A 12,391-nucleotide genomic window follows, 5' to 3' on the forward strand; every position below is an offset into this window, starting at 1 on the left:
GGTGGGTCGACGGCCTGACACGAATCTTCGCGAGACATCACCTCCTCTCGCCAGTGTCAGCACCCGATCCTCCTTTGCCCTGCAACTCCACAGGGCTTGTTCTCCACAAAAAAACGGTGCCGGAAATCCGACACCGTTTTACTAAACTAAAGATTTATTCTTGGAAGAACTAGCTTCCAGCTGGACTATTCAGCCGCAGGAGCTGGAGTCGGTGCAGGAGCCGAAGGTGCAATCGGAGCAGGTTCTGGTGCGGGTGCAGGAGCTGGTTCAATTGCGGGTGCTGGCTCAGGAGCTGGAGCTGGAGCTGGCGCGGATGCTGGAGGAGGAGTCGATGCCTCTTCAACCTTGTTGATGCCGGTTTCCAGAGCCTTGGCAGCTTCAGCAGCCGCTTTTTCAATGGCAGCCTTGGCTTCAGCAGCTTTCACTGCCGCTTCGTCCGCCGCCTGGTCAGCAGCAATTTTGGCATCGTCCATTTTCTCTTTGCCCGCTTCAATGCCTGCAGCAACAGCCTCTTTGGCAGCGTCAAGCGCTTCGCTGGTTTTTTCCTTGGCAGTCTCAACCGCCTCTGACGAAGTCTTTTCTGCCTCGTCGACAGCTTTGTCTGCCTCAGCTTTTTTCTGATCGCAAGCAGTAAGGCCTGCGGCGAGGATTCCAATAGTAAGAAGGTTAAGCAGTTTCATGGCTTTTACCATCGCAGACCACCGACCGATGGCAAGCAGCAACCGACGCTCATCGACTAAAAAAGCGCAGTGACTGAAGTTTCTGTATAAGAGCCAACCGCCCCCAAACTCTGCCAATGAGGTTGAGCAAAGCCAAAATCGTGCCATAATCTCCCACCACTTTTCATGCCCCACTGGTTCAACAACTCCTCCTCCAGCTTCCCGCTTTACCTCGCCCCCATGGCGGGTATCACCGACGTCGTGTTCCGCCAGATGTGCAAACAACTTGGCGCGGATGTCATGGTCACCGAATTTGTCTCCGCCGAAGGCATCCTCCAGGCCGACGAGCGCACCCGCAAATACACCGAATTCGACGACGGCCAGCGTCCCGTTGGCGTGCAACTTTTCGGAGCCGACGGCAACCGCATGGGTGAAGCCGCCCGCAAAATCATCGACTGGAAGCAGCCCGACTTCATCGACATCAACTTCGGTTGTCCGGTCAATAAAGTCGTCTCCAAAAACGGCGGATCATCTCTCCTTAAGGACTGCCCCCTGCTCACCAGCGTGGCCGAAGGCATCGTCAAAGCCGTCCCGATTCCGGTCACCGCCAAGATCCGCATTGGTTGGGACGAATCCTCCATCAACGCCGTCACCGTCTGCAAACTCCTTGAAGACACCGGCATCGCCGCCATCGCCATCCACGGCCGCACCCGCGCCCAGGGCTACACCGGCCTGGCAAATTGGGAAGTCATTGCCGAATGCGCCGCCGCCGTGAAAATCCCCGTTGTTGGCAACGGCGACATCGCCAGCGGACAGGACGTGGAAAAGCGCCGCAACGAAACCGGCGTCAGTGGCGTCATGATTGGCCGCGCCGCCATGCACAATCCCTGGGTGTTCCGCGAAGCCAAACACTACCTCGCGACCGGCACCCACCTTGCTCCCGTGACCGACGAAGAACGTTTCGAATTTCTTCTTCAGCACTGCCGCCTCGCCCTGAAATCCAGCCGCTACCAGGGGACCGAATTACAAACGCTGCGCTCCATGCGCACCCGTCTGATGGCCTACACCTCCGGCCTGCCCGGCGGCAAACACCTGCGCGTGCGATTCTGCAAAGTCGAAAGCCTTGCCGAACTCGAAGACATCGTCGCCGACTACCTCGCCAACCGCTGGACCGGCAACGATCACGACACCCTCACCGAATCCGCACCAGCCCTCGCCTTGAGCTGAGCAGAGCTGATCTCAAGGCGTCTTCTGTCGTTCATTGTTGATCGTTCCCGTCAACGTCACATTGCTCTGGTCATCCGTGAACTCGACCACGGTTTGCAGTTTGTCTTGCGCCTCGTCCACAAAAGACTCCTTCACCACCACCTTCGCATTTCCATTGCCGAGAAAAGCTGACATCTCCAGGCTCATCGCCGCCTCTGATGCCGACACCTCAAACCTTTGAGAATTGGACGTGTCATTGACGATCTCATGCAGCCCCTCAAACAATCCCGCCGCACTACCCGGACTAAACACCCAACGATACTGTTGTGTGGTTGTGCCGATCACCCTTGTTCCTTCCACCACAAACGATCCATCTTCAGCGACCGAGCCCGTCCAGTCCGCGCTGTATTTTTGCACATTACCATCAGCGCCTTTGAACTCCCCTTCGGCCATCCATTTGCCAATCATCAACTTGAAAAAAGCATGGTCGCCAATGTCTCCTTCCGCGGCCTCCAGCTTCCCACCAGCCACGCCAAAGAGCACCATCATCAAACCAGCCATCCATTTCGTATTCATGCCAGGATGTTATCACGTGCGTTTCTCTTTGTGGAGACAAAACCCACCTCCATCGCGTATGCTGTCCACCTTCCCCAACTTCTGAATAACTTTTCCCATGCTTGATCCCAATCCCTGGTTCTGGTTCGCCCTCATCGCCACTGTCGGTCTCTACAAACTCGAACTCCTCACCAGCCTCCTCAACCTCTCCCGACTCGGCACCCAACCACCTGAAGCCCTGCGCGACGACCTCGACGAGGACGCATGGGAAAAACTACGCGAATACATCGGAGCCCAATCCCGCGCCGACATCCTGCAACGCAGCCTTCAACTCGGTCTCTTCCTCGTCTTTTGGTGGGCCGGCGGATTTCCTTGGGTCAATCAATACGCCCAAACCCTGCACCCCCATCCCATCCTTCAAGGACTCGCCTTCATCGGCATCCTCTGGCTGGCCACCTCGCTGGTCAGCCTGCCCTTTGACGCCTGGGACACCTTCGGCATCGAAGCCCGTTTTGGCTTCAACAAAACCACCGTCCGCACCTTCATCACCGACCGACTCAAAGGCACCCTCCTTGCTTTCATCTTCGGGGCTCCGTTGCTCGCCTTCATCCTCTGGTTGTTCGACAACGTAGAAAATGCAGCCTTCTACGGATGGCTCACCCTCAGCAGCTTCACCCTGCTCATGAGTTTCATCGCGCCGCGACTGCTCATGCCGCTGTTCTTCAAGTTCGAACCCCTCAAAGACGCCAGCCTTCAACAAGCCGTCATCGACCTGGCCAAGCGCCTCAAGTTCCCTGTCGCCGAAGTCAGCGTGGTCGACGGCTCACGCCGCTCCAGCAAAGCCAACGCCTTCTTCACCGGCATGGGCAAGACCCGCCGCATCGCCCTTTTCGACACCCTCGTCGACAGCCATCCTCGCGAAGAAATCCTCGCCGTGCTGGCCCATGAAATCGGCCACTGGCAACGAGGACATGTCCCCAAACAACTTGCCCTTTCCATCCTCACCAACGCCATTCTCTTCGCCCTCCTGCACTTCGCCATTCACTCCGAGACCCTCAGCGCCGCATTTGGCATTGCACCCGCCACCACCGCGGTCAATTTTGTTTTGTTCTTCATCGTCGTCACCCCGATCACCGAACTCATCGGCGTATTCGGCTCGTGGATCAGTCGCAAAAACGAATTTGAAGCCGATGCCTACGCCCGCGATGCCATGCAGGACAGCGCCCCGCTGGCAAGCGCCCTGCATCGCCTCAACCGCGACCACATGAACCACCCCACTCCGCACCCCCTCCACATCATCCTCCACCACTCCCATCCCCCCGTGCTCGAACGTCTTGCCGCCCTGCGCGGAAATTCATGAACCCGCTCGCGGCCCACCGCCTTTGCTGTAAAAAAGTCGCGATTCCACCACCCCGATGAACCAGTCCCCGATCACCCTGCAATGCCCCCATTGCCGTGATCGGTTCATCACCCTCAAACAAGGTTCCGGTCCTCTCGAAACCTGCCCTCATTGCGCCCATGCCGCGCCTCGGGTGCAGTTTCAACCCATCGTGGCAAACCCTGAATCCACGCGCCCCCAACATCTAATCAAACTACCCGATTCGCACCCTCCGCCAGCAACTCCGACCTCGCCGCCTGCCGTCACCAACCACGCCGCCGCTGCACCATCGACCTCTTTCCCCATCCCACATGGCAGTCCCATTCTGCCGCCTCCCGAAGATCCACTCGACAATACTTCCGAAGAATATTCCCTCCCCCTCGAAGAAGCCGTCCCCCCCATCAGCATCAACGCCCTCCTCATCACCTGCATCATCGCCATCGTCCTGGGTGCCATCTGGATGCTGCGACCATCCACTCAAACCTCTCCGACCCCAACTCCAGAAATCGATCTACAGACACTTTCCTCCGCCGCAAAGATTCAATCCATCATTGCCCTCCCCAGCAATGAACCTGAAACCATTCAAGACCCATGGATCCCATCTCTGCCAACCACCGATTTGACGTCTAAAAATGATCCAACCCCCGACCGAGATCTCGCTGAAGAACCCGCACCATGGATGATGATCTCGACCATCGAAGCGGCCCGACAGCTCAATCGCGCCAACACCCTCGATCAACGCCTCCCGCTTTTCCGTCAGGCCGACAAACATCGCGATGGCATCGAGTCCTTTTTCCAAAACTCCCCAGTATTTCGCGAAGATCTCCTCCCTGAATCCACCCTAATTCATCTTCTTCCCAGTGGCCAAAAATCCCACCTTTTGAGCCTGCCCAGTGTCGGCTCATCTCACCCCACCCTCATTCTCCTCCATCGAGACACCGACTCAAAACCCACCATCGACTGGCCGCTCTTTCTCCAATCCCACGAACTTCATTACGAAGCCTTCCTCGCCGAATCAGGCTCCAACGCCCGGTGGTTTCGCTTAATCTGCAAGCTCACCCACGACTTCGAACTTCCCCCTCAACTCCAAAACCTATACCTCACCCTCCGCTCCCACGGTTCCGCCCGGCCCGAATCTTTCTCTCTTCTCGTTGCCCGCGACACCCCTGCCGGCCGCTACATCGGATCGCAAATGGTCTGGGACCAGCAATATCTTGTCGACGTTTTTGTAAAAATTGATAGCATCGGAAATAAGCGCCGCCCGTTCATCATGGAAATCAAAACTCGCTGATGCACCAAGGGAAAAAATTAAATTACCCAGGCTGGCACGTATTTTGCTTGCTTATAACTTGAAGTAGGATTTGGTAGTCTCGTTAACCACTTCCTCTTATGTCAAGCCAAGGCCTCTACCAGACCCAGTCGCAGAAACAGGTCATTGGGCCGCAAATGCAGCAAAGCCTGCAAATCCTGCAAGCCCCCGCCCTCGAACTTCAGCAACTGATCCAGTTGGAAGTCGCCATCAATCCGGTGCTCGAAGTCGAAAACAACGACGTCTCCCTCGAAACCACCGCACAGGAAGATCCCGACAACGACATCCGCGAACTCTCCCGGCTCGACGAAGAATGGCGCGAGTATTACGCCCAAAGCCGCGCCCAGACCAGCCCCCGCACCTCCGAAGACGACGAGCGCCATCGGTTCATGATGGATTCCATCGTCGCCCAAACCACCCTCCAGGAACACCTGCTCAGCCAGCTCAATCTCTCCGACACCACCGATCCCAAACTTCTCGAACTCGCCGAATTCATCATCGGCAACATCGATGACGACGGCTTCCTTCACACCCCTCTCGAAGAGCTCAGCCTTCGCCACGGCCTTCCGCTCGAAGACCTGCGCCGCGCCAAGGAAACCGTGCAATCCTTCGAACCCGCCGGTGTCGCCGCCGAAAACCTTCGCGAATGCCTCCTTTTGCAACTTGAGCGCAGCGGCCGCAAGGCAAGTCTCGCCCACCGCATCATCGATCATCACCTCGAAGACCTCGCCCACAAGCGTTACACCGTTCTTTCCAAAAAACTCGCCGCACCGCCTGATCAAATCTCCCGCGCCGTCGAAATCGTCTCATCGCTCGACCCCCGCCCCGCCCAAGGTTTCACCCAGACCCACAATCACTACGTCACCCCCGACATCCGCGTCGAACGCCACAATGGCAGCGGTTATGTCCCGGTGATGAACAATACCGACCTCCCCCAGCTGCGCATCAGCAACGCCTACAAAGATCTCCTCGCACAACCCGACACCGGTGGCGAAGCACGCAGTTACATCCGCGAAAAAATCCGTGGGGCCAAGTTTCTCATCCGCAGCATCGCGCAGCGCCAGCAAACCATCCAGCGCATCGCCGTTGAAATCCTCAATCACCAAAAGGACTTCTTCGACAAAGGCCCCAGCAATCTGAAGCCCCTCAACATGGCCACCGTCGCTGAAGCCGTCGGCGTTCACGAAACCACCGTCAGCCGCGCCATTGCCGGCAAATACATGTCCACTCCCCACGGCGTTTTCGAACTAAAATATTTCTTCACCAGTGGTGTCCGCACCGAAGGCGGCGACGATGTCAGCAACACCGCCGTCAAAAACGCCATCAGCGAAATCATCAAAAGCGAACCCCCGCAGAAACCTTATTCCGACGAACAGCTCGTCAAACAGCTCCTCGGCCGCGGCATCAAGGTCGCCCGGCGCACCGTTGCCAAATATCGCGAAGCCATGGGCGTCCTGCCGAGCCACCTGCGCAAAAGCGCCTGACCCATCCATTCAACCGTCACCTTAAGGTCGCGACGAATCGATAGATTGTTTGCGCAATCGTCAGCCTGTGGCAAGTCCACGGCGTATCCTTCCTTCCACACACGATGCCCACCGAAGACCAAATCCGCGCCGCCCTTGCCACCGTCAAATACCCTGGCTTTTCCCGGGACATTCTCTCTTTCGGCCTCGTGCAGGCCATCCGCACCAACGATTCCGATGTCCAGGTCGACATCGCCATCGCCACCCGCGATCCCAACATTCCCCGACAGGTTCATGAGCAGGCCACCGCCGCCCTCAGCGCCATCCCCGGCATTGGCGAGATCAAACTCAACTTTGACATCAAAGAACCTGCGAACTCCCCCAGCCCCCAAAACCCCGCTGCCCTCACCACCACCATTCCCGGCGTCAAACACGTCATCGCCATCGCCTCCGGCAAAGGCGGCGTCGGCAAATCCACGGTCAGCGCCAACCTCGCCCTCGCCTTGCGCGCCACCGGTGCCCGCGTTGGCCTTTGCGACTGCGATCTCTACGGCCCCAGCATTGCCCACATGTTTGGCACCGACGAGCGTCCTTACGCTACCGACGACAACCAGATCATCCCCATTCAAAAACATGGCCTGCAGCTCATGAGCATGGGCTTCCTCCTCGAAGACGACGCCCCCGTCATCGTCCGCGGCCCCATGGCCACCCGCTACATCCAGCAGTTCCTCCGTCAGTGCGCCTGGGACAATCTCGACTACCTCATTCTCGACCTCCCTCCCGGAACCGGCGACATCCAGCTCACCATCGTGCAAACCGTCGCCCTCACCGGTGCCGTCATTGTCACCACCCCGCAAGAAATCGCCCTCATCGACGCTCGCAAAGCCGTTGCCATGTTTGGGAAAGTAAACGTTCCCATTCTTGGACTCATCGAGAACATGAGCCACTTCGTCTGCCCCAACGACGGCCACATCTACCACATCTTCGGCAAAGGCGGCGGTGAACGCGAAGCCAAACGAATCGGCGCTCCCCTCCTCGGCCAGATCCCCCTCGAAATGCAAGTCCGCGAAGCTGGCGATACCGGTGCCCCCATCGCCCTCCTCGATCCTTCCGAGAACCTCGCCAGCGAAGCCTTTCGACGAGCCGCTGTCCAGCTCATTGCACTCGCCACGCAGAAAGCATAAGCCTCGGCATCCACAGCTTGAGCGTGCTATTCCATCAATAAACCCTATCGTTGAAGCGCGGTTCAAACCTGCGTCCTCAATCCACTGTCAGCAGCAGCAGGCTCTCGCGGATCTGCCCCCGCCATCTCCCAAGGTAAGCGAAGCGCGCCTGCAACGACGCCAGCTCTTTCCACGCTTCCTGTTCGCCCGTTTCCAAACGACCATCCAAATCCGCCAGCTGCGCCTCCATTTCCTCCTTCTTGCCTGCAATCTCCATTCCCAGTTGCTCCAATTCATCCCTCAATTTCAAGACCCCATCCGCCAGCAACGCTTTCACCAACGCGCTGCGAGCCCCCTCCAGCTTCACCGCCATCGCCGAAGCCTTCTGCAACATCGCCCCCAGCCGACCAAAAATCGTCATCATGCCATCGTCCAGCGGCACCGTTCTCCACGCCTTCACCTCCTCAGGTCCCGCAAGCTCCAGCAAATGTTTCAATCTCAACTCGGGAACCCGCAACGTCTCGAAAGCCTGATTCACCGCCGCCGCCGTCGCATCAGAGCCTCCATGATCCGGATGCTCTTCACGACTCAGCTTCGCATAAGCCTGCTGCAGCACCTCCTCGTCCATCGACGCAGAACGCTTCAATCCCAGCATCTGGAACCCATCCATCATCTCATTTGAATCACCGGCCATAAAAAACATTTGCGGAAAACATCGCCCTCCGCCCTCATTAGCTGAAACTGTCACCTCACTGCTGCCGTTTTTCAATAGCACAGTTAGCCGCATTCTCCTCATCATGAAGCAACAAGCCCTGTTCCTAACCACCATCCTCGCACTAGGCATCTCCGCCTTCGGCAACGAAACCCCCAAAGGCTTCTCGATCGAAGAACTGCCTGGCGACGGCGTGCGCGTCCTCCATCAGGGCAAACCTTTTGCCGAATACATCGTCAACCAGGGCAACAAACCCTTTCTCTGGCCTGTCTATGGTCCCACCGGCAAATCCATGACCCGCGACTACCCCATGAAAGAAGTCGAAGGCGAAGACAAAGACCACGTCCACCAGCGTGGCATCAGCTTTGGCCATGAAGGCGTCGGCGGTTTCGACAGCTGGGCCGAAAAAGCCACCTTCGAAGGCGGCATCAATGATCCCAAACGCGGCGAAACCAACCGCAAACGCCTCGCCGCCGTCGGCTACATCAAACATCGCGAATACACCAAACTCGCCGCCGACGAACACCACGCCAGCGTCTCCTCCATCTGCGACTACACCGATGCTGAAGGCAAAAAGCTCATGTCCGAAGAACGTCACCTCGTCTTTCGCGTCATCGACGGCAACCGCATCATCGACTTCAACCAGGACCTCATCGCGAGCAGCGGCGATGTGAAACTCGACGACAAAAAAGACGCCGGCCTCTACATCCGCGTCCCCACCAGCATGTCCGTCGACACCAAGAAAGGCGGCCGTATCATCAACGACGCCGGCCAGGTCGACAACGATGCCTGGGCCCAACCCGCCAAATGGGTCGCCTACTACGGCCCCGTTCAGGACGAAGTCGTCGGCGTCACCATCCTCAATCACCCTTCCAGCTTCCGCCATCCCACCCGCTGGCATGTGCGCAGCTACGGCCTCTTCACCGCCAATCCCTTTGCTTCCCAGCAATACGACAAATCCCTTCCCGACGCAGGACTCACCCTTAAATCCTCCGAGAAAATCAAACTCCGTCACCGCATGATCTTCCACAAAGGCGACGAGAAAGAAGCCAAGATCGCTGAAGCTTACGAGACCTACGCGAAAAAAGAGCTGTAACGCTCCGTAAAGCCACCCCCCCGTTTTTTTAAGATGCCCGGCCACCCCGCCGGGCATCTTTTTTTGTGCCCATCTTCCCCCCTCAAAAAAACTTCACAAAAATTTTCCGCCTTCACCATTTCTTAAGGTTGGTCGTGGCATTCTGCGGCGCTCACCAAAACAGAGCACCACCAAAAAAACAAACCCAGAATCCAAGATCATGAAAACCATCAGTCTCCTCAAAGTCATCACCCGCAGTGCCATTGGCCTTCTCGCCATCTCACTGCTCGCCGCCTCCACTGCCAATGCTCGCCCCGGCCCCCCCACTCAAGTTGCTCCATCCGTGACTTCATTGGAATCAGCCACCAAACGCCTTCAATCCGCAGTCGAATCCGAAACCCGCCCGCACAAAGGCCATTTCCATCCCGCCTCAGCCCAGCTCAGCAAAGCCACCCGCGAATTGTCGTCCAGCGTCCAGCAACTCCGGTCCGCCCTGCTGAAACGCGAGCCTGCACGCCGGATCAATGAGCGCGTCGCCAGCGTTCAGAGCAATTGGAATCGCGTCGAGAGAAGCAGCAAACAAACCCAACTCAGCAAACGCACCCGCGATCAACTTTCCCAAGTTCGCAGTCAGGTCAACACCGTCGCCCGCAACAAAGGTCAACTCTATGCCAGCCATAGCCATCATGGCCATGGCCATGGCCACAACAAAAACTCTTCTCCTTCCTTTGGCCAAGGCTCCCCTTCCAAAGGCCCCAAAAGATAATCCCCGGCCCTGAACATTGAACTGCGGAGAGCCCCCATCTCCGCAGTTCCCTTTTTTTCTTCAACTCAACTTTCATGAACGCCACCACCACACCCAACACCGAAAATCTCTCGGACATCATCCTCGGTGCCAACGCGCCAGCCCGTCCCTGGACCAAACTCACTGCGGCACTCATCCTCGTCGCTCTCGTGGTGACCGCATGGCTGTGGTGGAGTCATCGAACCCAAGCTCAAAACCAGGCCTCCCCCTACATCACCGAGCCCCTCAAACGCGGCGACATCAACCTCACCATCACCGCCACCGGCAACCTCGAACCCACCAATGAAGTCACCGTCGGCAGCGAACTCTCCGGCACCACATTGGCCGTCTATGTCGACACCAACGATCATGTCACCAAAGGCCAGCCGCTCGCCAAACTCGACAGCAGCAAACTCAATCAACAAACCGAAAGCAGCCGCGCCAGCCTCCGCTCCGCCCAGGCCAAAGTCGCCCAGGCCGAAGCCACCCTCAAGGAAAGCGAAGCCTCCCTCGCCCGCACCAAAAACCTGGAAAAACTCACCAGCGGCAAAGCCGTCTCCACCGCCGATGTCGATACCGCCATCGCCACTGCCGAACGCGCCAAAGCCGATCTCCTCAGTGCCAAAGCCGCCGTCGGAGAAGCCGAAGCCCAGGTCCGCATCAACGAAAGCGACCTCGAAAAAGCCATCATCAAATCGCCCATCGACGGCATCGTTCTCACCCGCAACCTCGAGCCCGGCCAGACCGTTGCCGCCAGCTTCACTGCCCCCGAACTCTTCGTCATCGCCGAAAAACTCGAACACATGAAACTCAAAGTGGCCGTCGCCGAAGCCGACATCGGTCGCGTCGCCAACCAACAAACAGCCACCTTCACCGTCGACGCCTGGCCCGACCGGTCCTATACCGCCAACGTCACCAAAGTCTCCTACGGTTCCGCCGTCACCGACAACGTCGTCACCTACGAAGCCGAACTGCAAGTCACCAACGACGACCTCAGCCTCCGCCCCGGCATGACCGCCACCGCCGACATCCGCGTCGCCGAAGCCACCCAGGCTTACCTCGTCCCCAACGCCGCCCTCCGATTCAACCCCACCACCGCCTCCGCCTCAGCCGCTCCACCAAAAAAGTCCTTCGTCCAAAACCTCATCCCAAGTCCACGCGGCGGCGGATCCCGACCCAAAACAAACGACACCCCCAACACCCGCCCGACCGCCGGCAATCATCAAATCTGGATCCTCCGCGACGGCAAACCGCAATCGCTTCCAGTCAAACTCGGCATCAGCGATGGACGCCACACCGAAGTCATCAGCGACAACATCACCGAAGGCCTGCCAGTCATCATCCAAGCCAACGCCAACGCCATCACGCCATGAACTCATCCCCGCTTATCCAGCTTCGTGGCCTCACCAAAACCTACGGCCACGGCGACGCCGCATTTCAAGCCCTTCGCGGCATCGACCTCACCATTCAAAAAGGCGATTTCGTCGCCATCATGGGCCCCAGCGGCTCCGGCAAATCCACCCTCATGAATACCCTTGGTTGCCTCGACACCCCCACCTCCGGCAGCTATCAATACGAAGGCATCCCCGTGGAAACCCTCAACGCCCACCAGCGTTCCCTCCTCCGCCGCCACGCCCTCGGTTTCGTCTTCCAGGGCTTCAACCTCCTCTCCCGCACCAGCGCGTTGGAAAACGTCGAACTCCCCATGCTCTACCGCGGTCTCGCCAGAAGCGAACGACAACATCTCGCCCGCGAAGCCCTCGCCGCCGTCGGACTCCCCACCAAGCTCCGCAACACGCCAGCCGAACTCTCCGGCGGACAACAACAACGCGTCGCCATCGCCCGCGCCATCGTCACCAATCCCAGCACCCTCTTCGCCGATGAACCCACCGGCAACCTCGACTCCAAAACCACCGAAGAGATCATGCATCTCCTCATCCGCCTCAACGAAGAACGCGGCATCACCGTGCTCATGGTCACCCACGAAGACGAAGTCGCCACCTACGCCAAACGCATCATCCGCGTCAAAGACGGCCTCATCGAATCCGACAACACTCAAGCCCGCACGGGCTCATAATTCATCCTTC

General features: G+C 58.1%; 12 protein-coding genes. 9 read left to right on the forward strand and 3 right to left on the reverse strand.

Annotation, left to right across the window (positions count from 1 at the left end; genetic code table 11):
- Positions 1 to 185: 185 nt before the first annotated feature.
- Entirely contained in the window at positions 186 to 827 is a 642-nt protein-coding gene (locus FEM03_RS24550) for a DcrB/PsbP domain-containing protein (protein ID WP_166443015.1), read from the reverse strand.
- An 18-nt stretch (positions 828 to 845) separates the two neighbouring features.
- Between FEM03_RS24550 and dusB the strand changes: the two genes are divergently transcribed.
- On the forward strand, positions 846 to 1,886 hold the full coding sequence (gene dusB / locus FEM03_RS19810) for a tRNA dihydrouridine synthase DusB (protein ID WP_138088042.1): 1,041 nt from the start codon (positions 846 to 848) through the stop codon (positions 1,884 to 1,886).
- A gap of 12 nt (positions 1,887 to 1,898) precedes the next feature.
- Here dusB and FEM03_RS19815 read toward each other — a convergent pair whose 3' ends face one another.
- Positions 1,899 to 2,441, reverse strand: a complete 543-nt coding sequence (locus FEM03_RS19815) for a hypothetical protein (protein ID WP_138088043.1) — start codon at positions 2,439 to 2,441, stop codon at positions 1,899 to 1,901.
- 97 nt (positions 2,442 to 2,538) lie between these two features.
- Between FEM03_RS19815 and FEM03_RS19820 the strand changes: the two genes are divergently transcribed.
- The 4 genes from FEM03_RS19820 to FEM03_RS19835 all read left to right on the forward strand — a co-directional run bounded on the left by FEM03_RS19820 (position 2,539) and on the right by FEM03_RS19835 (position 7,754).
- The gene (locus FEM03_RS19820; protein ID WP_138088044.1) at positions 2,539 to 3,780 is read left to right on the forward strand and encodes a M48 family metallopeptidase; all 1,242 of its coding nucleotides are present in this window, start codon (positions 2,539 to 2,541) and stop codon (positions 3,778 to 3,780) included.
- Positions 3,781 to 3,835: 55 nt separating this feature from the next.
- The gene (locus tag FEM03_RS19825; RefSeq protein WP_138088045.1) at positions 3,836 to 5,089 is read left to right on the forward strand and encodes a hypothetical protein; all 1,254 of its coding nucleotides are present in this window, start codon (positions 3,836 to 3,838) and stop codon (positions 5,087 to 5,089) included.
- Between the two features lie 98 nt (positions 5,090 to 5,187).
- Positions 5,188 to 6,591 carry an RNA polymerase factor sigma-54 gene (gene rpoN, locus FEM03_RS19830; RefSeq protein ID WP_138088046.1) on the forward strand — a complete coding sequence of 468 codons (1,404 nt, stop codon included), beginning with the start codon at positions 5,188 to 5,190 and terminating at the stop codon, positions 6,589 to 6,591.
- Between the two features lie 104 nt (positions 6,592 to 6,695).
- Positions 6,696 to 7,754 (forward strand): Mrp/NBP35 family ATP-binding protein, encoded by a 1,059-nt coding sequence (locus FEM03_RS19835; protein WP_138088047.1) that lies wholly within the window; start codon positions 6,696 to 6,698, stop codon positions 7,752 to 7,754.
- A gap of 76 nt (positions 7,755 to 7,830) precedes the next feature.
- Here the strand turns inward: FEM03_RS19835 and FEM03_RS19840 are convergent, their stop codons facing one another.
- Positions 7,831 to 8,427, reverse strand: coding sequence for a J domain-containing protein (locus FEM03_RS19840; protein WP_138088048.1), 597 nt, complete (start codon positions 8,425 to 8,427; stop codon positions 7,831 to 7,833).
- A 103-nt stretch (positions 8,428 to 8,530) separates the two neighbouring features.
- On the opposite strand from FEM03_RS19840, the gene FEM03_RS19845 reads away from it, so the two are divergent.
- The 4 genes from FEM03_RS19845 to FEM03_RS19860 all read left to right on the forward strand — a co-directional run bounded on the left by FEM03_RS19845 (position 8,531) and on the right by FEM03_RS19860 (position 12,381).
- Positions 8,531 to 9,541: a DUF6807 domain-containing protein gene (locus tag FEM03_RS19845; protein WP_138088049.1), complete on the forward strand. Its 1,011-nt coding sequence runs from the start codon at positions 8,531 to 8,533 to the stop codon at positions 9,539 to 9,541.
- Between the two features lie 199 nt (positions 9,542 to 9,740).
- Entirely contained in the window at positions 9,741 to 10,286 is a 546-nt protein-coding gene (locus tag FEM03_RS19850; RefSeq protein WP_138088050.1) for a hypothetical protein, read from the forward strand.
- Positions 10,287 to 10,360: 74 nt separating this feature from the next.
- Positions 10,361 to 11,677 carry an efflux RND transporter periplasmic adaptor subunit gene (locus FEM03_RS19855; RefSeq protein WP_138088051.1) on the forward strand — a complete coding sequence of 439 codons (1,317 nt, stop codon included), beginning with the start codon at positions 10,361 to 10,363 and terminating at the stop codon, positions 11,675 to 11,677.
- Positions 11,674 to 12,381, forward strand: a complete 708-nt coding sequence (locus tag FEM03_RS19860; RefSeq protein WP_138088052.1) for an ABC transporter ATP-binding protein — start codon at positions 11,674 to 11,676, stop codon at positions 12,379 to 12,381. The genes FEM03_RS19855 and FEM03_RS19860 overlap by 4 nt, the downstream gene beginning before the upstream one ends.
- Positions 12,382 to 12,391 lie beyond the last annotated feature (10 nt).

This window comes from Phragmitibacter flavus (assembly GCF_005780165.1).
GTDB classification, from domain to species: domain Bacteria; phylum Verrucomicrobiota; class Verrucomicrobiia; order Verrucomicrobiales; family Verrucomicrobiaceae; genus Phragmitibacter; species Phragmitibacter flavus.